This window comes from Bradyrhizobium sp. in8p8 (assembly GCF_000426845.1).
Taxonomy (GTDB): domain Bacteria; phylum Pseudomonadota; class Alphaproteobacteria; order Rhizobiales; family Xanthobacteraceae; genus Bradyrhizobium; species Bradyrhizobium japonicum_C.
In genome coordinates, this window is the sequence record NZ_AUGD01000004.1 from 383,023 (window position 1) to 401,603 (window position 18,581).

Here is an 18,581-nt window from a genome sequence, read left to right on the forward strand (position 1 = left end):
ATGAGCGAGAGCACATCCGTCGAGATGCTGGAGCCGGTCGAGGACCGCGGCGGCGTCGCGCAGCCGCTGCTGCAAGTCAACGGCCTGACCAAGCATTTCCCGGTGCGCGGCGGGTTGTTCGCCGCCAAGCGCACCGTGCGCGCCGTCGACAACGTTTCCTTCTCAGTCGCGAAGGGCGAGACCGTTGGCATCGTCGGTGAGTCCGGCTGCGGCAAGTCCACGACTGCACGGCTGCTGATGCATCTGATGCCGCGCGATGACGGCGACATCATCTATGACGGCATGACGGTCGGCCAGTCGCTGAGCTTGCGTGAGCTGCGCCGCGGCATGCAGATGGTGTTCCAGGATTCCTACGCCTCGCTCAATCCGCGCCTGACGATCGAGGAATCGATCGCGTTCGGCCCCAAGGTCCATGGCATGGCCGATCACGCGGCGCGCACGCTGGCGCGCGAGTTGCTCGGAAAGGTCGGCTTGCGCCCTGAAAACTTTGCCAATCGCTATCCGCACGAGATCTCCGGTGGACAGCGACAGCGCGTCAATATCGCGCGGGCGCTCGCGCTGTCGCCGCGGCTGGTGATCCTCGACGAAGCGGTCTCCGCGCTCGACAAATCCGTCGAGGCGCAGGTGCTCAATCTGCTCGTCGATCTCAAGCGCGAGTTCGGCCTGACTTATCTTTTCATCAGCCACGATCTCAACGTCGTCCGCTACATCTCGGACCGCGTGCTGGTGATGTATCTCGGCGAGGTCGTGGAGCTTGGTCCGGTCGACCAGGTCTGGGATCAGCCGGCGCATCCGTATACGCGCGCGTTGCTGGCAGCGATGCCGTCATCCGATCCCGATCGTCGCACCGAGACGCCGCCGATCACCGGCGATCCGCCCAATCCGATCGACCCGCCCTCGGGATGCCGCTTCCATACCCGCTGTCCGTTTGCGGAGCCGCTCTGCGCAAATGCGACACCAAAACTCACCGCGCTCGATAGAATGGGCCACGAGGCCGCGTGCTACATGGCGATACCGGGTTCGGGCCATAGCCGCGCGCCCAGGGGAGAAACCGCATGACGAGACCCACACCGAAAGAGATCAAGCCGATCGCGCAAATTGCCGGCGTTCCCGTCGATGACGAGATTGCAACGCGCATCTCCAATGCCATCGGGCCTGCCTTCGAAGGCTTCGCCGCCATTGCCGGTACGTTGCCGTTCGACCTCGAGCCGGCCGGCTATGTGCTCGCCCAGACGCAGAAGGTGTCGAAATGAGCACCGAACCCGCATTGATGACGCTCACCGAGGTCGCGCGTGCGATCGCGGCGAAGCGGGTGTCTTCGCGCGAAGCAACCCGCGCGTTGCTGCATCGCATCGGACAATGGCAGCCGCATCTCAATGCCTTCATGTCGATCGAAGCGGAGGCGGCACTCAAGGCGGCGGATGCCGCCGACGCCGAGCTGGCCAAGGGCAATGTCCGCGGTCCTCTCCATGGCGTTCCGCTCGCGCACAAGGATATGTATTACGAGGCCGGCAAGGTCGCGACCTGCGGCTCTCTCATCCGCCGCGATTTCGTGCCGACCGTCACTTCCACGGCCTTGCAGCGGTTGAAGGACGCCGGCCAGGTTCGCCTCGGCACGCTGCATCTTGCCGAGTTCGCCTATGGCCCTACCGGCCACAACGCCCATTACGGCCCGGTGCGCAATCCATGGAACGTCGCGCACATCACCGGCGGCTCGTCCTCGGGCTCCGGCTCCGCGGTCGCCGCGCGCCTGACCTATGCGGCGCTCGGCTCGGACACCGGCGGCTCGATCCGCATGCCCGCGCATTTCTGCGGCGTCACGGGGCTCAAGACCACCGTCGGCCGCGTCAGCCGCGCCGGCGCGATGCCCCTGTCGCAATCGCTCGACACCGTCGGACCGCTGGCCCGCACCGCCGAGGATTGCGCGTTGTTGCTGGCGTTGATGGCCGGCCCGGATCCCGCCGATTCGACCTGCAGCCACGAGCCGCTGTCGGACTACGTCGCGGCGACGAAAGGCTCACTGAAGGGCCTCAAGATCGGCGTGCCCGCGTCCTTCTATGTCGATGATCTCGACGGCGAGGTCGGCCGCGTGCTGGACGAGACCATCGCGGTGCTCAAGCGCGAGGGCGCCGACATCGTCAAGGTCGAGTTGCCGGACCAGCGGCAATTGTCGTCGGCGAGCCAGCTGGTGCTCGCCGTCGAAGCGGCCGCCTTCCACAAGCGCTGGATGATCGAGCGACCGCAGGATTATGGCCCGCAGGTGCTGATGCGGCTGCAGAACGGCCTCGCCGTTCCCGCCATCACCTATCTCGAGGCGATGCGCTGGCGCGGGCCTGCGCTCGCCGCGCACAACGCGGCCACTGCCGGCGTCGACGCGGTGATCGCGCCGGCCTCGCCCGTGCCGGCGCCGACGATCGAGGAGAGCGACGTCGGCGGCGGCCCGAATGCGCCGGCGCTGCTGCAGCGGCTGACGCTGTTCACCCGTCCGGTGAACTTCCTCGGCCTGCCGTCGCTCACGGTGCCGTCAGGTTTCACCAAAACCGGCCTGCCTGTCGGCATGCAGCTGATCGGCCGCTCCTTCGATGAGGCGACCCTGCTCACCATCGGCGCCGCCTTCCAGCGCGTCACCGACCATCACGATCGATTGCCGAAACTGCCGTCATGACCAAGCTCGTCGAGATCTCAGGCCTCAACATCCGCTTCACCGGCGAGCGCACGGTCTATGCCGTGAACGACCTCAGCCTCTCGCTGGGCAACAGCGAGGTGCTGGGCCTGCTCGGCGAGTCCGGTTCGGGCAAGAGCGTGACCTTGCGTGCGCTGATGCGGCTGTTGCCGAAGAAGCGCACGCAGATATCAGGCACGGTCAACGTGCTGGGGCAGGACGTGCTCGCCATGAACGACGAGCAACTGTCGTCGTTCCGCGGCCAGACCGTCTCGATGATCTTCCAGGAGCCCGCGCTCGCGCTTGATCCGGTCTACACCATCGGCGCGCAGATCGCCGAAAGCGTGGTGCGCCACGAGGGCAAGAGCTTTGCGGAAGGGCGGGCACGCGCGCTCGAAATGCTCGAGGTCGTGCGCATCCCCTCGGCCAAGCGGCGGCTCGACGCCTATCCGCACGAAATGTCCGGCGGCATGCGTCAGCGCGCGATGATTGCCTTGGCGCTGGCCTGCCGGCCGAAGATCCTGCTCGCGGACGAGCCGACCACGGCGCTCGACGCCACCGTGCAGATCCAGATCCTGCTGCTGCTGCGCGAGCTGCAGCGCGAGTTCGGCATGTCCGTCATCTTCGTCACCCACGACATCGGCGTCGCCATCGAGATCTGCGACCGCGTCGCGGTGATGTATGCCGGCCAGATCGTGGAGCAGGGCACGCTGCGCGACATCGTCCGCGCACCGGTCCACCCCTACGCCAAGGGCCTGCTCGCCTCCACCATCCACGGCGCTAAGCGGGGCGAGCGCCTGGAGACCATTCCTGGCACGCCGCCTTCATTGGCCGAGAGGCCGCACAATTGCTCATTCGCGCCCCGCTGCAAATTCGTCGAGCCGCGCTGCCTGGAGCAACTGCCTGCCAACGTGGAGGTCGGGCCGGGCCGGGCGGCACGGTGCGTGCTGGCGGAGCCGGCGGTCGCGTCATCGTAATGCTTGCCGCGCAATCGCCTCCTTCTTCCGCGGAGGAGTGACGAGCGTGCTCTCACTTCGGAATTGCTCTGTGACAACACCGACTTGTCGCAGCCCGCCGCGCGCGGACAGCTGAGCGCGCCTCTACTGTGCATGGGGTTGTTCTCGACATTTTGTCGGGGCAGCCAGCAACCGGCTGGCCCCAGCGCGCATTCACACCCCATTCATCCCGGTTCCCCTTCCATGCCGGGCATCCACGGAGAGGGACGTCACTCATGCACATTTCCAACGAAGGCCTGCTCGTCATCCTGTTCGTCGGCCTGGTCGCCGGCTGGCTGGCCGGGAAGGTCGTGCGGGGCGCCGGGTTTGGCATCATCGGCGACATCGTGATCGGCATCTGCGGTGCGCTGGTGGCAAGCCTCCTGTTTCCGAGGCTCGGCATTCGGCTCGGCACCGGCCTGGTGTCGGAGATCGTCTATTCCGCGATCGGCGCGGTTATCCTGCTGGTGGTGGTGCGGCTGGTGCGCGGCGGCGGCCGGCTTTAGCCCCGCATTGGACTGGAACTTGCCGCCGCTCTTTCCGCGGAAGAGGCTGAAAGCCTGCAAGAAAAAGCCGCAAGCCTGTGAAAATCCGGACTTGCGCCGAAGGCTGCCAGGGGTAGATGTGGCGCAGCGGGGCCCCGGATTATTTCGACCGTGTCGGACGGCCGGAAAACAGATGTTAATCCGAGGCGAGTACCTGTTAAATCGCTCTTGAAATCAGGGCTTTGCCCGTTACCTGAAAGAGACCAGACTGATGGCAGCCATCCCTGGCGTCCGCCGTTCAGAGCTCGGTGACGCCTTGCGCGCCTGTCGCACGGCGTTCATCGGCGTCGGCTTGATGAGCTGCATGATCAACCTGCTCTATCTGACCGGGTCGATCTTCATGCTGGAGGTCTACGACCGGGTGCTGCCGAGCCGCAGCATTCCGACCCTTGTCGGCCTCATCATCCTCGCCAGCTTCCTCTACATGGCGCAGGGCATGCTCGACATGATCCGCAACCGCATCCTGGGGCGGATCGGCACCTCGCTCGACGAGGCCCTCAACAAGCGCGTCTTCGACACCATCGTGCGCCTGCCGCTGATCGTCGGCAATCGCAACGAGGGCCTCCAGCCGCTGCGCGATCTCGACAATGTCCGCTCCTTCCTGGGCGGCATGGGCCCGAGCGCGTTCTTCGACTTGCCCTGGCTGCCGCTTTATCTCGCCATCTGCTTCGCCTTCCACGTCCTGATCGGTGTCACTGCACTGGTCGGCGCCATCATCCTGGTCGGGCTCACGCTGGTTACCGAATTCATGTCCCGCCAGCCGGCGAAGGAGGCGATGGGCCTCGCCGCCCAGCGCAACGATCTCGCCCAGGCCAGCCGCCGCAACGCCGAGGTGATGGTGTCGATGGGCATGGCCGGGCGGATGAACCAGCGCTGGAGCGAGGCCAACGAAAAGTATCTCGCCGGCAATCAGCGCGCGAGCGACGTCGCCGGCGGTCTCGGCGCGGTCGCCAAGGTGCTGCGCATGATGCTGCAATCGGCCGTGCTCGCGGTCGGCGCCTATCTCGTCATCCACCAGGAGGCGACCGCCGGCATCATCATCGCCGGCTCGATCCTCTCCGCCCGCGCGCTCGCGCCCGTTGATCTCGCCATCGCGCACTGGAAGTCCTTCGTCGCGGCCCGCCAGAGCTGGCACCGGCTCACCCGCCTGCTGGAGCAGATGCCGGCGCAGCCGATGCCGACCCAGTTGCAGCCGCCCACCAGCCGGCTCTCGGTCGAAGGCATCGCGATGGTGCCGCCCGGCGATCAGCGCCTCGTCGTGCAGGACGTCACCTTCGCGCTCGCCGCGGGCAACGGCCTCGGCGTGATCGGGCCGAGCGGCTCCGGCAAGTCGTCACTGATCCGCGCGCTGGTCGGGGTCTGGCAGCCGGTGCGCGGCAAGGTGCGGCTCGACGGCGCGGCGCTCGATCAATGGTCGAGCGACATGCTCGGCCGCCACATCGGCTATCTGCCACAGGACGTCGAATTGTTCGGCGGCACCATCGCCCAGAACATCAGCCGATTCGATCCCGAGGCGACCTCCGACGGCATCATCGCGGCTGCGAAAGAAGCCGGCGTGCACGAGATGATCATCAAGATGCGCGAAGGCTACAACACCCAGGTCGGCGAGCAGGGTGCCGCGCTGTCCGCCGGACAGGCGCAGCGGGTCGCGCTGGCGCGCGCGCTTTATGGCAACCCGTTCCTGATCGTGCTCGACGAGCCCAACTCCAATCTCGACACCGAAGGCGATGAGGCGCTGACCCGCGCGATCCGCTCGGCGCGCGAGCGCGGTGCGATCGTGGTCGTGGTGGCGCACCGGCCAATCGGGGTCGAAGCGGTCGATCAGATCCTGGTGCTGCGCGACGGCCGCATGCAGGCGTTCGGCCCGAAGGAGCAGGTGCTTGCCCAGGTGCTGCAGCCGCGCGCGACGCCGCCCGCACCGATCAAGATCGTCAGCGAAGGCGGAGTGGCCAAGCCATGAGCACATTGGCAATAGGCGGCCCGAAGCCCGCCGCGGCGAAGACCGTGCGCGATTCGATCAAGTTCCACCTGATGCTCGGCCTCGCGATCGTGCTGGTCCTGGTCGTCGGCCTCGGCGGCTGGGCCTCCACGGTGCTGATCTCGGGCGCGCTGATCGCGCCGGGACAGATCGTGGTCGAATCCAACGTCAAGAAGGTGCAGCATCCGACCGGGGGCGTGGTCGGCGAGGTGCGCGCCCGCGACGGCGATCGGGTCAAGGCCGGCGATATCGTGGTGCGGCTCGACGACACCGTCACCAAGGCCAACCTTGCGATCGTCACCAAGAACCTGGACGCCGCGCAGGCGCGTGCGGCGCGATTGCAGGCGGAACAGCGCGGCCTCGACCGGATCGAGTTTCCGCAGGTTCTGCTCGATCGCGCTGGCGATCCCGACGTCAAGGTGCTGCTCTCCGCAGAGACCAAGCTGTTCGACGTCCGCGTCAATGGCCGCACCGGACAAAAGGCGCAGCTGCGCGAACGCATCACGCAGCTCAACGAGGAGATCGCAGGTCTCAGCGCCCAGGAAAAGGCCAAGGACCAGGAGATTTCGTTGGTTCAGAACGAGCTCACCGGCGTTCGCGAGCTCTACGAAAAGCGCCTGGTGCAGATCTCGCGCCTGACCCAGCTCGAACGCGACTCGGCGCGGCTCAACGGCGAGCGCGCGCAATACATCGCCGCGCGGGCCCAGGCCAAGGGCAAGATCACCGAGACGGAGCTCCAGATCATCCAGATCGACAAGGACGTGGTCAGCGAGGTCTCAAAGGACCTGCGCGAGACCAACGACAAGATCGGCGAGCTGATCGAGCGCAAGGTCGCCGCCGAAGACCAGCTCCGCCGCGTCGACATCCGCGCGCCGCAGGACGGCATGGTGCTGCAATCGACGGTGCACACCGTCGGCGGCGTCGTCACCGCCGGCGACACCTTGATGCTGATCGTGCCGCAGACCGACGATCTTCAGGTCGAGGCCAAGGTCAACCCGGTCGATATCGACAAGCTCCAGATCGGGCAGAAGACGCTGCTGCGCCTGTCCGCCTTCAACCAGCGCACCACGCCCGAGCTCAACGGCCTCGTCAGCCGGGTCTCGCCGGACGTCACCACCGACCAGCGCACCGGTCAGAGCTACTACACCATCCGCGTCTCGATGCCGCCGGAAGAGATCGCCCGTCTCGGCGACGTCAAGATGATCCCCGGCATGCCCGTGGAAGCCTTCGTCCAGACCGGCGACCGCACCATGCTGTCCTATCTGATGAAGCCGCTGCACGACCAGCTTATGCGGGCGTTCCGGGAGAAGTGACGCGAAAGCGCGTCATCCACTCGCAATGACGACTTGCAGATGACGACTTGCAGATGACGACTTGCAAATGACGACTTGGCTGTCAGTTTGCTATACTGCGCTTGCCAGCAGCAAACCGGCGGTCGAACAATGCAGTCCCCTTCCTCCATTGCCACCGAATCCTTCACGGACGCGAGCCTTGCCGTCGCCCGCCTCGAAGAGATCTACGAGCGCAACACGAAGTTCCTGCGCCACCGGTTCGAGGCCTATGTCGGCGGCGAAGCGATCACGACGCGGGTGCGCGCTTTTTATCCCTTCGTCCGCATCACCACTGCAACTCATGCGCGGCTGGATTCGCGCCTCGCTTATGGCTTCGTCGCCGGCCCCGGCGTGCACGAAACCAGCGTGACGCGGCCCGACCTGTTCCGCAGCTATCTCACCGAGCAGATCGGACTCTTGATCCAGAACCACGGCGTGCCGGTCGAGATCGGCGAGTCCGCCGAGCCGATCCCGATCCATTTCGCCTATCGCCGCGACATCAACATCGAGGCCGCCATCACCACCAGCGAGAACTCGGCGGTGACGCGGTCGCTGCGCGATGCGTTCGACGTGCCCGTTCTCGCCACGATGGACGATTCCATCGCCGACGGCACGTTCGAGCTGCAGCCCGGAGCGCCCGAGCCGCTGTCCCTGTTCCGCGCCGCTCGCGTCGATTACTCGCTGCGCCGCCTCTACCACTACACCGGCACGGATCCCGAATACTTCCAGAATTTCGTCATCTTCACCAACTATCAATTCTATGTCGACGCCTTTGCGGAGCTTTGCCAGCAACGGCTCCAATCCGGCGAAGCCGGCCTCGATGCTTTCGTCGCGCCCGGCAACGTCGTCACGCGCAGCGGCGGCGCGAGCAGCGGCACCGCGCCTGCTCGTGCGCCGCAGATGCCCGCCTTTCACCTGACCACGCCTGGTTATCGCGGCATCACCCTGATCAATATCGGCACCGGGCCATCCAATGCGCGCAACGTCACCGACCACGTTGCGGTGCTGCGGCCGCACGCCTGGCTGATGCTTGGCCACTGCGCCGGCCTGCGCAACACGCAACGGCTCGGCGATTACGTGCTCGCGCACGGCTATGTGCGGGAGGACCACGTGCTCGACCGCGAGCTGCCGCTGGGAGTGCCGATCCCGGCGCTGGCCGAGATGCAGGTCGCGCTCGAGCAGGCGGTCGAGGATGTCACGGGGCTCGAGGGCTTCGAGCTCAAGCGCCTGATGCGCACGGGAACGGTGGCGAGCGTCGATAACCGCAACTGGGAGATTTCCGGGCCCGATGTGATCCGCCGCCTGTCGCAATCGCGCGCGGTTGCGCTCGACATGGAATCGGCCGCCATCGCCGCCAACGGCTACCGCTTCCGCGTCCCCTACGGCACGCTGCTCTGCGTCTCCGACAAGCCGCTGCACGGCGAGATCAAGCTTGCCGGCATGGCCAGCGAATTCTACCGCCGCCGTGTCGGTCAGCATCTCGAGATCGGCCTGAAGGCGCTGGAGCGGCTCAAGCAGCAGGAATCGGAGCGGCTGCATTCGCGCAAGCTCCGCAGTTTTGCCGAAGTCGCGTTCCAGTAGGGTGGGCCTTCAACCCCGCTGACAAGGCCGAGAAATTTCCGCACTGTCCGCGATGGGGCCGACCGGGACGTTTCGATGCCGCTGACACGCGACAGGATCATCGGCCATGACCGCGAACGGCTGGCCTTTCGCTTCACCATGCTGAGCGACGGGGAGGTCGTGCAGTGCCAGATCAGCGACGCCGCGATGGACGAGCTCGCAGGCATGCAGGGCACCGAAAGCAGCGCGCGTCAGGCCCAGTTCCTGTCCCTGCGTGAAACCATCGAGCGGATCGCGTCAGACCTCTACGACGAGGCGCCGCGGGTGAAGGGGCATGTGGTGCGGATATTCACGCGGCATTTGGGGCGGTAAGGTCGAAGGTCACGGCGATCACCGGTCCTCCCCGTCATCCTGAGGTAGTGGAAGTGTGTCCCTGCCGCGCCAGCCGCTCACGCCTCCAGCTTTCTCAGCAGCAGGTTCAGCGCCGTCGCGGCGAAAGCCTGCATGTTTGCGAGCCGGTCGTTGCTTCCCGTCTCCAGCGTCATCACCTCTGACGCAGGCCCCGCAACTGCCATGCAGCTATGGCCGGCGGCATCGCCGTAGCGGTTGCCGGTTGGGCCGGCTGCGCCGGTCTCGGACAGGCCCCAGTCGCTGTTGAAGCGCGTTCGCATCTGCTCAGCCAGCAATTGCGCATAGGGCGCCGAAGACGACCGAAAGCCCTTCATGCCGTCATCCGAAATATCCATCAGCATGCGCCTGGCATCGCGGGTGTATACCACCGCGCCGCCGAGGAAGTAGGCGGAGGCGCCGGGCACCGCGAGCAGGCTGGCCGAGATCAGGCCGCCCGTGGAGGACTCGGCCACGGCGATGGTCTGTTTGCGGGCGATCAGCTGTGCCGCGACCTTTTCCGCGATGCCGACGAGTTCTTTCATCTCTGGTACCCCTCATTCCTTCGCAACCGAGCTCGTCCTTCCTAGCATACGACGGGACGCCTGACCGAGTTGCGGGCGGCGGGCAGGCCTGCTTCAATGGCGGGACAAGAAGAGACATGAGGAAACGTGAGAAGGCAGACGTCATGACGTCCCCGATCGCCGGCGGTGTAGATTGCGACGTGCATCCGGCCTTGCCGCATCTGACCAGCCTGCTGCCGTACCTGAACGACTACTGGCGCGATCAGGTGACGACGCGCGGCATGGTGGACCTCGTCTCGCAATCCTATCCGCAGAACTCACCGATCACGGCACGGCCGGATTGGCGTCCGGAGACCGGCAAGCCCGCTGAGAGCCTGTCGGACATGCAGCGCCATGTGCTCGATCCGTTCAAGCTCAAGCATGCCATCTGCAATCCGCTGTACGGCGTGCAGATGGTGTTCTCCGAGGACATGCAGGCCGCCTTCTGCCGCGCGCTCAACGATTGGCTGGCGAAGGAATGGCTCGATCGCGATCCGCGGCTGCGGGGCTCGATCGTGATCCCCACGCAGAGCGTGGAGAAAGCGGTTGCCGAGATCGAGCGTTGCGCACAGGACAAGCGCTTCATCCAGGTGCTGATGCTGGTGATGGGCGACATGCCGCTCGGCAAGCGCGTGCTGTGGCCGATCTATGAGGCGGCGGAGCGGCTCGAACTTCCAGTCGGAATCCACGCCGGTTCCGCCTATCACAATCCGCCGACCGCGGTGGGCTGGGGATCCTACCACATCGAGGATTATGTCGGTCAGGCCCAGGCCTTCCAGGCCCAGCTCACGAGCCTGATCGTCGAGGGCGTGTTCGCCAAATATCCGCGGCTGAAAATGGTGATGCTGGAATCGGGCGTCTCCTGGATCGCGCCTTATCTCTGGCGTCTGCACAAGTTCTGGCGCGGGGTGCGGATGGAGACGCCCTGGGTCGATCGCGCGCCGCTGGAGATTGTGCGCAGCAACATCCGCTTCTCGTTACAGCCATTTGATGCGCCGCCGGAACCTGAGACATTAATTCGCCTGTTTGAGCATATGCAGTCGGACGAATTGGTCTTATTCTCCACCGACTATCCGCACTGGCAGTTCGATGACCAGGACGCGCTGCCCGAAGGTCTGTCCCCCGATCTCGTGCGCAAGATCATGATCGACAATCCGCATGCAACCTATCCCCGCCTGACGTGAGCCCGCTGCCAAAGGAGGCAAGGCGATGAATATTCAGTTCCGCGAGAGCCAAGAAGCTGAATCCCCCCTGACCGTCAAACCCGCAATCGCGGACTGTGACATCCACCCGGCACGCGCCAGCCGCACCGAGCTCTATCCCTACCTCGCCAAACGCTGGCAGCATCACCTCGAAGTCTACGGCGTCCATGCCTATCAGGGCATGATGGAGGGCCCGCCCTATCCGAAGGCGCAGCCCAACGCGTCGCGCCGCGATGCCTGGCCGCCGGAAGGCGGGCCGCAGGGCTCCTCGCTGTCCTTCATGCAGAAGCAGCTGCTCGATCCCAACAATGTGCAGCTCGGCGTGCTCAATCCGCTCAACACCGGGCAGGGCATCCGCAATCACGAGCTCTCGGCGGCCTTATGCTCGGCGATCAACGACTGGCAGATCGACAAATGGACCTCCAAGGACAAGCGGCTGAAAGCGTCAATCGTCGTCGGCAATGAGGACGGGCTCTCGGCCGCCGCTGAGATCCGCGAGCGCGCCGGGGACAAGAATTTCGTGCAGGTGCTGCTGCTCAGCCGCAATGTCGAGCCGCTCGGCCAGCGCCGCTACTGGCCGATCTATCAGGCAGCGGAAGAGGCCGGCCTTCCCGTCGGCGTCCACGCCTTCGGCTTCGGCGGCAACCCGATCACGCCGTCGGGCTGGCCGTCCTACTACATCGAGGAGATGGTCGGACACTCGCAGTGCCAGCAATCGGCGCTGGCCAGTCTTGTCCTGGAGGGCGTGTTCGAGCGCTTCCCGAAGCTGAAGATGGTGATGATCGAGGCCGGCTTCGGCTGGGCGCCGTCGCTCTGCTGGCGGCTCGACAAGGTCTGGCAGCGGCTGCGCAGCGAGGTGCCGCATGTGAAGCGGCCGCCGTCGGAATATATCCGGGAGCAGGTGTGGTGGACCACGCAGCCGATGGAGGATCCGGAGCGACGCGAGGACCTGTTCGACGTGATCAAATGGATCGGCTGGGACCGGCTCCTGTTCGCCACCGACTATCCGCATTGGGACTATGACGAACCGTCTCGCGTCTTGCCGGCGGGCGTCAGCGAAGCTAATCGCGAGGCGTTCTACCTCGGCAACGCGAAGAAGCTTTACGGCGTTTCCTGATGGCAAGACACGTCATCGCGCCGGTCGACGAGCTTCCGCCGGGCACGCGAAAGTTTCTGGAGATCGACGGGCGGCCGATCGCAATCTTCAACATCAAGGGCGAGTATTTCGGCCTGATGAACCGCTGCCCGCATCAAGGCGCGGCGCTGTGCGAAGGTCCGCTGATCGGGCTGGCGCAGTCGAGCAATCCCGGCGAGATCGAATACACCAAGTTGGGTGAGATCATCCGCTGCCCCTGGCACGGCTGGGAGTTCGACATCCGCACCGGCCAGTCCTATTGCGATCCCCGCCGCTTCCGCGTGAAGGCCTATCCGGCCCATGTCGAGCCGGGCGCGAGCGTGGTGAAGGGGCCTTACATCGCTGAGACGATTCCGGTGAGTGTCGAGAGCGACTACGTGGTGGTCGAGCTGTAGGGCAACCGCGTCGTCCTTCGGGCTCGTCTCTTCGAGGCGCCCCCCGGAATGACATCCCGGCGGGGCAAGCCGCTGCTTTTTCAGGCCTTATTTTGCGTTGCAGCGAGGAGCCATTGCCTGAAGGCGGCAAGCTTCGGCGCCTCGCGGCGCCCCTCCGGTGCGACCAGGTAGAACCCGGCATCGGCCGGCAGTGCGATCTTGAAGGGGACAACGAGGCGCCCCTTGGCGATGTCGTCCTGGACGTAGGACGTCCGTCCCATGGCGACGCCGATGCCGTCGATCGCGGCCTGGATCGTCATGAAGATCATGTCGAAGGTGATGCCGGGCTGTCTTGCGATGTCCGAGGGCAGGCCCGCCGCAGTCAGCCACAGCCGCCAATCGTCGCTGTTCGCGTTCGAGGTGTGCAGCAGTGCGTGGTTGCGCAGATCCTCCGGCCGGCGCAGCGGCTTGTCGCCGCGCAGCAGTGACGGGCTGCACACCGGAAACAGCTCGTCCGCCATCAGCCAGTCGGCGCGCAGGCCCGCCCACTGGCCGCGGCCATAGCGGATCGCGGCATCGACGTTGTCGCGCTGGAAGTCGACCAGGCTGGTCGAGGTGGTGATGCGCACGTCGATGCCGGGGTGCTGCTCCTGGAAATCGGCGAGTCGCGGCAGCAGCCATTTTGCCGCGAGCGAGGCCAGCGTCGACACCGTCAGCACCTTGTCGTCGTCCCTGCGCAGCAGGCGATCGGTGGCGAGGCGCAGGTCGTTGAAGGCGGCGCGGACGCCCGGCAGGTAGTCGCGCGCCTCCGGCGTCAGCGCCAGTGCGCGGTTCTGCCGGACGAACAGGCGAATGCCGAGCTCCTCTTCCAGGCGCCGGATCTGATGGCTGATCGCGGTCTGGGTCACGTTGAGCTCGCTGGCCGCCAGCGTGAAGCTGAGATGGCGCGCGGCGGCCTCGAACGCCCGCAATCCGTTCAAAGAGGGCAATCTGGCAGTCATCCGGCAGCATGATGCATGACGTTATTTCATGCGAAAAGGTGCAAATTGTCGTTTGTCGCGGTGCAGCAGGAGGCAGATATCGGCGGTCAGGTTAGCTCAAGGAGCTGAGAATGTCTATTCTGACCCAGAATTCGATGACAAATCATCATGCGGCCGGCCTGCTCCAGCAGATCGGCGAGATCCTCCACGTCTGGCACGAGCGCTATCGCACCCGCCGCGAGCTCACCAACTGGACCGCGCGCGATCTCCACGACGTCGGGCTGTCCTGGTCCGACATCGCCTACGAGGCCGACAAACCCTTCTGGCGGGCCTGATAGGCCACCAGGCCGGCGCCGCCTGAGCACAGGGGCGCCGGCGGTCCCCCTCCGGATGGACGTGTCATGAGCACCCTTCGCCTCGAAGACCTCCAGCAATATTCCGAGACTCTGCGCACCCGGCTCGGCGAGGTGATGAATGTCCGCTTCGTCGAGCCTCGCGATAGGGACGAGATCCAGCATTATTTCCGCTCGCTCTCGACCCGCTCGCGCTACAACCGCTTCTTCGGTGCGATCAGCGAACTGCCGAAGGGCCTGCTGCAGGAGTTCCTCGAGGTCGGCGAGCGCGATCGTTTCACGATCGTTGCGACAATGATGGTCGACGGCTTCGACAATATCGTCGCTGAAGCGCGCTATGCCTTGAATGTCGGGACCGCGACGCTCGAGTTCGGCCTCTCGGTCGACGACCGCTGGCAAGGCCACGGCATCGCCACCGCGTTGATGAACAACCTCGAATGCCGCGCTGCAGCACTTCGCGCCGAACACATGTTCGGCGACACGCTGCGTTCCAACGAGGCCATGGTCTCGCTCGCGCGCAAATCGGGCTTTGGTTTCGTCAACCATCCCGACGACTGGAAGCTCGTGCGCTTCGAGAAGGAGATCAGCGTCTCGCCGGAAGACATTCCGTGCGCGAACTGGCGTCTCGCTGCTCTTTCCCGTCAGGCCGACAGCCCCTCAGCCTCGGCCTGACATGACTGCGGCCCGGCCTGGTCATCCCAGAGCCGGGCCTTTTTTGCCTTCGTGGTCTCTCTCTCCAGCGTCATTCCGGGCTCGATGCTGCGCATTGCCCTGGAATGACGGGCTACTTCCCCGTGAACACCGCCTTGCGCTTCTCGATGAAGGCCTGAACCGCCTCCTTGTGATCGGCCGTCGTGGTGAGGCGGACCAGCCGTTCGGCTTCGTGGTCGCGCGCCGTTTCGAAATCGAACAGCAGGGCCTCGTCGAGATTGTCCTTCATGTAGCGCAGGGCCAGGCGCGGGCCTTCGGCCAGCGACTTGGCGAGCGCGAAGGCTTCGGTCTGCAATTTGTCGTCGGGCACGACGCGGTTGACGAGGCCGATCGCTTCGGCGCGCGCGGCATCGACGCGATCACCCGTGAACATCAGTTCGCGTGCCCGCGCGGTGCCGACGAGGCGGGTGAGCAGCCAGGCGATGCCGTAATCTCCGGAGAGCGCGATGCGGGCATAGCCGGTCGCAACGAAGGCAGATAGCGCGGCAATGCGGATGTCGCAGGCCATGGCGATGGCGAGCCCGGCGCCGACCGCGGGCCCGGGCAGGGCGGCGATGGTCGGCTTGCGCACCGACACCAGCGCGCCGGTCAGCAGCCGTTGTCGCTCCTGGAGATCGGCGACCCTGTCGTCGAAGGACATGTCGAGCTTTGCCTTGTCGCGATGCGCGCCCATGCCCTTGACGTTGCCGCCGGCGCAGAAGGCCTCGCCCGCGCCGGTGAGCAGCAGGGCGCCGACAGCGGGATTCTCGCCGCAGGCCCGGATCATCGTGCGCAGCGCGGGCGTCAGCGCATCCGAAAGCGAGTTGCGCGCCTCCGGCCGGTTCAGCGTGATGATGGCGACGCGGTCGCGGATGACGCAGAGGAGCTCGTGGGTACCGGTGTCGATGGTGGTTTCCGTGGTCATGGCTTCTCCCTTCCTTCGTCATTGCGTGCCAACGGGTCCGCGCGAAGCGCGGCCCGATGACAGGCTCCGCGAAACAATCCAGAATCTTCCGTGGGGACAGTCCGGATTGCCTCGTCGCTTCGCTCCTCGCAATGACGGATGTTGTTGGCTCGGTTCAAAACTTCTCCACCCAGGGTCGCAGCTCCAGCTCCCAGCTCCAGGCGCTGCGCGGCTGCTGCAACACATTCCAGTAGCTCTGCGCGATCGCGTCGGGATCAAGCATCGAATCCGGCTTGTCCGCCGGTTCGCTTCGCGCGGCACTCCTGATGCCGCCGTCGACGACGAAATGCGCGACATGGATGCCTAGCGGCGACAATTCGCGCGCCATGCTCTGCGCGAGCCCCCGCAGCGCGAACTTGCCCATCGCGAACGGGGCCGACTGCGCATACCCCTTGACGCTGGCCGAAGCCCCGGTGAACAGGATCGCGCCATGCTTGTTCGGCAGCATGCGCTTGGCTGCCTGCTGAGCAACCAGGAAGCCGCCATAGGCGCTGACCGCAATCGCCTGCGCAACGTCGGCCGGAATGAGGTCGACGAGCGGCCCGCGCGTGCGGCCGCTGGCGTTGTAGACGACGAGGTCCGGCGTTCCGATCTCGCGCTCGACGAGCCCGAACAGCCGCTCGACCTCCTCGGGATCGGTGGCGTTGCAGGCATAGGCTTTCGCGCCGGTCTCGGCGCAGAGCGCGCCCAGCTTCTCGATCTTGCGCGCAGCAAGGGCGACGCGAATGTTCTGGGCTGAGAGCAGCCTCGCCAGCGACGCGCTCAGGCCTTCGCCGACGCCGACGATGAGGGCGATCTTGTATGTTGGGTGTTCCATGGCGCGATCTCTCGGAAAGGGGAGCCGTTGATCTAGGCATGGTCGGTGCGGACAACCAGCCGAAGCGTTGGGCCGCGCGATCACAGTTCCGCAGAGCGAATTGCTCCTCCGCGGCGATCATGCCGCCCTGACAATTTGCGGCTTTATCGCTATCCGCGCCTGGAGCATGATCGACATCATCGAGCGCGGCAAGCCCTAAGAATTGCCGTCGGACGGAAACGAAGAGGACGATCATGCACAAGCCGGTCACAGCGCAGCCACAAGATATCGCGGCCGCACCATCCGGCCTGCTGGCGCCCGATACGTCAGGCATGAATTTCTACCGTGCCGATCCGGCGCTGACGGACCTGCTCCGCATCCATCTACCGGACCATCTGTTCCGCCACATCGAGCCGCATCTCGATCGTCTCGGCGAGCTCGCCGGCGGCCGGCTCGACGAATGCGCGCGGCTTGCCGACCGGCACACGCCCATTCTGCACCAGCGCGACAAGTTCGGCCGCGACGTGCAGTGGATCGAATACCATCCGGCCTATCGTGAGCTGGAGAACGCCGCGTTCGGCGAATTCGGCATCCACGCGCTCTCGATCCGCAAGGGCATCATGGGCTGGCCGGACAAATATCCCGTGGTGGCCAAGCACGCCTTCACCTTCCTGTTCAACCAGACCGAATTCGGCATGGGCTGCCCGATCAACGTCACGGATGGCTGCGCAAAGCTGCTGGCGAACTTCGGCAGCGACGCGCTGAAAGCGAAGTATCTGGATGGTCTGACCTCGACCGACATGAGCAAGCTGACTCAGGGCGGCCAGTTCATGACCGAGAAGGAGGGCGGCTCCGACGTCGGCACGCTGACCACGCGCGCGGTGCAGGAGGGTGACCATTGGCGCCTCTATGGCGAAAAATGGTTCTGCTCGAACGCCGATGCCAAGGTGGTGATGCTGCTCGCGCGCCCCGAAGGGGCGGGCCCCGGCACGCGCGGCGTCGGCCTGTTCCTGATGCCGCGCTTCCTCGACGACGGCACGCAGAACCACTACCGGATCGTGCGCCTCAAGGACAAGCTCGGCACGCGCTCGATGGCATCTGGTGAGATCAAGCTCGAAGGCGCCATCGCCCATGCCGTCGGCAAGCTCGACCGCGGCTTCGTGCAGATGGCGGAGATGGTGAACTCGTCCCGCCTCTCCAACGGCGTCAAATCCGCCGCGCTGATGCGCCGCGCCTATCATGACGCGATGACCGTGGCGAAGAACCGCGTGGTGTTCGGTCAACGCATCATCGATCTGCCCCTCGGGCGACGACAGATGCTGAAGATCATGCTGCCGGTCGAGCAGGCGCTGTCGATGAGCTTCTTGACGGCGGATGCGCTCGATCGCGCCGAAGCGGGCAGTCAGGATGCGGCGGCGCTCCTGCGCATCCTCACCCCGACGCTGAAATTCCGCGCCACGCGCGATGCGCGAAAGGTCTGCGGCGATGCGCTCGAGATGCGCGGCGGCATCGGCTATATCGAGGAGTTCGCCACCGCCCGCCTGCTGCGCGATGCCCATCTTGGGTCGGTCTGGGAAGGCACCGGCAACATCGTCGCGATCGACGCGCTCCGTCGCGCGGTCGGCCGTCATGGAGCGGAATCTGCGCTATCAGCTGATCTTCATGCCCGGCTCGATGACAGTCCGTCCGTGCCGCAGGCCTGGCGCGACAGGCTGCGCGGCCTGGTCGATCGTGCCGTGGGTTTTGCGCGCGAGGTCGCCGGAAAGGCCGAGAACGAGGCGGATGCGCGTCGCGCCACGAGCGTCCTCTATCACGTCGCCAGCGCCGTGGCATTCGCCTGGGAGGCGCATCGCATCCACGCCATGCGCGGCGACGCGCGCCGCTTGCTGCTGTCACGCCTCGTGATCGATCATCGCGTGCTGCCGAGCGATCCGTTCCGGCTGGCGGAAAATACCGCGCAAGCGCAGATTGCCGCGCTGCTGCTTGGCGACAGCGCGGCCGGCATGAGCGAGGTTGGCGAACTGGTTCTGGCGGCGTAGGCTGCGCTCCACGTCAAACCATAAAAG

The 18,581-nt window shown here is 65.6% G+C and carries 19 protein-coding genes; 15 read left to right on the forward strand and 4 right to left on the reverse strand.

From position 1 onward, the window contains the following. The 9 genes from K408_RS0114430 (at position 1) to K408_RS0114470 (ending at position 9,443) form a co-directional block, all read left to right on the forward strand. Positions 1-1,059 (forward strand): ABC transporter ATP-binding protein, encoded by a 1,059-nt coding sequence (locus tag K408_RS0114430; RefSeq protein WP_024338963.1) that lies wholly within the window; start codon positions 1-3, stop codon positions 1,057-1,059. Then, complete coding sequence (locus K408_RS0114435; RefSeq protein WP_024338962.1) at positions 1,056-1,253, forward strand: hypothetical protein; 198 nt, start codon at positions 1,056-1,058, stop codon at positions 1,251-1,253. Before K408_RS0114430 ends, K408_RS0114435 begins: the two co-directional genes overlap by 4 nt. After that, the gene (locus K408_RS0114440) at positions 1,250-2,665 is read left to right on the forward strand and encodes an Asp-tRNA(Asn)/Glu-tRNA(Gln) amidotransferase GatCAB subunit A (RefSeq protein WP_024338961.1); all 1,416 of its coding nucleotides are present in this window, start codon (positions 1,250-1,252) and stop codon (positions 2,663-2,665) included. Before K408_RS0114435 ends, K408_RS0114440 begins: the two co-directional genes overlap by 4 nt. Then, positions 2,662-3,639, forward strand: coding sequence for an ABC transporter ATP-binding protein (locus K408_RS0114445; RefSeq protein ID WP_024338960.1), 978 nt, complete (start codon positions 2,662-2,664; stop codon positions 3,637-3,639). The genes K408_RS0114440 and K408_RS0114445 overlap by 4 nt, the downstream gene beginning before the upstream one ends. 254 nt (positions 3,640-3,893) lie before the next feature. Next, a complete protein-coding gene (locus K408_RS0114450) occupies positions 3,894-4,163 on the forward strand; it encodes a GlsB/YeaQ/YmgE family stress response membrane protein (protein WP_024338959.1) in 270 nt (89 codons plus the stop codon). A gap of 250 nt (positions 4,164-4,413) precedes the next feature. Continuing rightward, a complete protein-coding gene (locus K408_RS0114455) occupies positions 4,414-6,162 on the forward strand; it encodes a type I secretion system permease/ATPase (RefSeq protein WP_024338958.1) in 1,749 nt (582 codons plus the stop codon). Continuing rightward, a complete protein-coding gene (locus K408_RS0114460) occupies positions 6,159-7,493 on the forward strand; it encodes an HlyD family type I secretion periplasmic adaptor subunit (protein ID WP_024338957.1) in 1,335 nt (444 codons plus the stop codon). Before K408_RS0114455 ends, K408_RS0114460 begins: the two co-directional genes overlap by 4 nt. 129 nt (positions 7,494-7,622) lie before the next feature. Further along, the gene (locus tag K408_RS0114465; RefSeq protein WP_024338956.1) at positions 7,623-9,092 is read left to right on the forward strand and encodes an AMP nucleosidase; all 1,470 of its coding nucleotides are present in this window, start codon (positions 7,623-7,625) and stop codon (positions 9,090-9,092) included. A gap of 75 nt (positions 9,093-9,167) precedes the next feature. Further along, on the forward strand, positions 9,168-9,443 hold the full coding sequence (locus tag K408_RS0114470; protein WP_024338955.1) for a DUF1488 family protein: 276 nt from the start codon (positions 9,168-9,170) through the stop codon (positions 9,441-9,443). 77 nt (positions 9,444-9,520) lie between these two features. On the opposite strand, the gene K408_RS0114475 is transcribed toward K408_RS0114470, so the two are convergent. After that, positions 9,521-10,003, reverse strand: coding sequence for a CinA family protein (locus tag K408_RS0114475; protein ID WP_024338954.1), 483 nt, complete (start codon positions 10,001-10,003; stop codon positions 9,521-9,523). A 143-nt stretch (positions 10,004-10,146) separates the two neighbouring features. On the opposite strand from K408_RS0114475, the gene K408_RS0114480 reads away from it, so the two are divergent. From K408_RS0114480 to K408_RS0114490, 3 genes are read left to right on the forward strand one after another with little or no spacing between them, the layout of a single operon-like run. Then, positions 10,147-11,205, forward strand: coding sequence for an amidohydrolase family protein (locus K408_RS0114480; protein WP_024338953.1), 1,059 nt, complete (start codon positions 10,147-10,149; stop codon positions 11,203-11,205). 25 nt (positions 11,206-11,230) lie between these two features. Then, entirely contained in the window at positions 11,231-12,340 is a 1,110-nt protein-coding gene (locus tag K408_RS0114485) for an amidohydrolase family protein (RefSeq protein ID WP_024338952.1), read from the forward strand. Beyond that, positions 12,340-12,753: a Rieske (2Fe-2S) protein gene (locus K408_RS0114490; RefSeq protein ID WP_024338951.1), complete on the forward strand. Its 414-nt coding sequence runs from the start codon at positions 12,340-12,342 to the stop codon at positions 12,751-12,753. The genes K408_RS0114485 and K408_RS0114490 overlap by 1 nt, the downstream gene beginning before the upstream one ends. Positions 12,754-12,833: 80 nt before the next feature. Here the strand turns inward: K408_RS0114490 and K408_RS0114495 are convergent, their stop codons facing one another. Beyond that, positions 12,834-13,733, reverse strand: a complete 900-nt coding sequence (locus tag K408_RS0114495; protein WP_024338950.1) for a transcriptional regulator GcvA — start codon at positions 13,731-13,733, stop codon at positions 12,834-12,836. Between the two features lie 110 nt (positions 13,734-13,843). On the opposite strand from K408_RS0114495, the gene K408_RS0114500 reads away from it, so the two are divergent. Continuing rightward, entirely contained in the window at positions 13,844-14,047 is a 204-nt protein-coding gene (locus K408_RS0114500) for a DUF1127 domain-containing protein (RefSeq protein ID WP_024338949.1), read from the forward strand. Positions 14,048-14,113: 66 nt separating this feature from the next. Next, complete coding sequence (locus K408_RS0114505) at positions 14,114-14,737, forward strand: GNAT family N-acetyltransferase (protein ID WP_024338948.1); 624 nt, start codon at positions 14,114-14,116, stop codon at positions 14,735-14,737. A 112-nt stretch (positions 14,738-14,849) separates the two neighbouring features. On the opposite strand, the gene K408_RS0114515 is transcribed toward K408_RS0114505, so the two are convergent. After that, complete coding sequence (locus K408_RS0114515; RefSeq protein WP_024338947.1) at positions 14,850-15,680, reverse strand: enoyl-CoA hydratase; 831 nt, start codon at positions 15,678-15,680, stop codon at positions 14,850-14,852. Positions 15,681-15,834: 154 nt separating this feature from the next. Beyond that, a complete protein-coding gene (locus tag K408_RS0114520) occupies positions 15,835-16,536 on the reverse strand; it encodes an SDR family NAD(P)-dependent oxidoreductase (protein WP_024338946.1) in 702 nt (233 codons plus the stop codon). A 233-nt stretch (positions 16,537-16,769) separates the two neighbouring features. Here K408_RS0114520 and K408_RS0114530 point away from each other — a divergent pair, with 233 nt between their 5' ends. Continuing rightward, the gene (locus tag K408_RS0114530; protein WP_024338945.1) at positions 16,770-18,554 is read left to right on the forward strand and encodes an acyl-CoA dehydrogenase family protein; all 1,785 of its coding nucleotides are present in this window, start codon (positions 16,770-16,772) and stop codon (positions 18,552-18,554) included. Positions 18,555-18,581 lie beyond the last annotated feature (27 nt).

Excerpts from the sequence above, each read along its gene's own strand:
- K408_RS0114450 (WP_024338959.1), top strand. The coding sequence starts at position 3,894 with ATGCACATTTCCAACGAAGGCCTGCTCGTCATCCTGTTCGTCGGCCTG.
- K408_RS0114475 (WP_024338954.1), bottom strand. The coding sequence starts at position 10,003 with ATGAAAGAACTCGTCGGCATCGCGGAAAAGGTCGCGGCACAGCTGATC.
- K408_RS0114430 (WP_024338963.1), top strand. The coding sequence starts at position 1 with ATGAGCGAGAGCACATCCGTCGAGATGCTGGAGCCGGTCGAGGACCGC.
- K408_RS0114480 (WP_024338953.1), top strand. The coding sequence starts at position 10,147 with ATGACGTCCCCGATCGCCGGCGGTGTAGATTGCGACGTGCATCCGGCC.
- K408_RS0114485 (WP_024338952.1), top strand. The coding sequence starts at position 11,231 with ATGAATATTCAGTTCCGCGAGAGCCAAGAAGCTGAATCCCCCCTGACC.
- K408_RS0114495 (WP_024338950.1), bottom strand. The coding sequence starts at position 13,733 with ATGACTGCCAGATTGCCCTCTTTGAACGGATTGCGGGCGTTCGAGGCC.
- K408_RS0114440 (WP_024338961.1), top strand. The coding sequence starts at position 1,250 with ATGAGCACCGAACCCGCATTGATGACGCTCACCGAGGTCGCGCGTGCG.
- K408_RS0114460 (WP_024338957.1), top strand. The coding sequence starts at position 6,159 with ATGAGCACATTGGCAATAGGCGGCCCGAAGCCCGCCGCGGCGAAGACC.
- K408_RS0114500 (WP_024338949.1), top strand. The coding sequence starts at position 13,844 with ATGTCTATTCTGACCCAGAATTCGATGACAAATCATCATGCGGCCGGC.
- K408_RS0114470 (WP_024338955.1), top strand. The coding sequence starts at position 9,168 with ATGCCGCTGACACGCGACAGGATCATCGGCCATGACCGCGAACGGCTG.
- K408_RS0114530 (WP_024338945.1), top strand. The coding sequence starts at position 16,770 with ATGCACAAGCCGGTCACAGCGCAGCCACAAGATATCGCGGCCGCACCA.
- K408_RS0114505 (WP_024338948.1), top strand. The coding sequence starts at position 14,114 with ATGAGCACCCTTCGCCTCGAAGACCTCCAGCAATATTCCGAGACTCTG.
- K408_RS0114455 (WP_024338958.1), top strand. The coding sequence starts at position 4,414 with ATGGCAGCCATCCCTGGCGTCCGCCGTTCAGAGCTCGGTGACGCCTTG.
- K408_RS0114490 (WP_024338951.1), top strand. The coding sequence starts at position 12,340 with ATGGCAAGACACGTCATCGCGCCGGTCGACGAGCTTCCGCCGGGCACG.
- K408_RS0114515 (WP_024338947.1), bottom strand. The coding sequence starts at position 15,680 with ATGACCACGGAAACCACCATCGACACCGGTACCCACGAGCTCCTCTGC.
- K408_RS0114520 (WP_024338946.1), bottom strand. The coding sequence starts at position 16,536 with ATGGAACACCCAACATACAAGATCGCCCTCATCGTCGGCGTCGGCGAA.
- K408_RS0114465 (WP_024338956.1), top strand. The coding sequence starts at position 7,623 with ATGCAGTCCCCTTCCTCCATTGCCACCGAATCCTTCACGGACGCGAGC.
- K408_RS0114435 (WP_024338962.1), top strand. The coding sequence starts at position 1,056 with ATGACGAGACCCACACCGAAAGAGATCAAGCCGATCGCGCAAATTGCC.
- K408_RS0114445 (WP_024338960.1), top strand. The coding sequence starts at position 2,662 with ATGACCAAGCTCGTCGAGATCTCAGGCCTCAACATCCGCTTCACCGGC.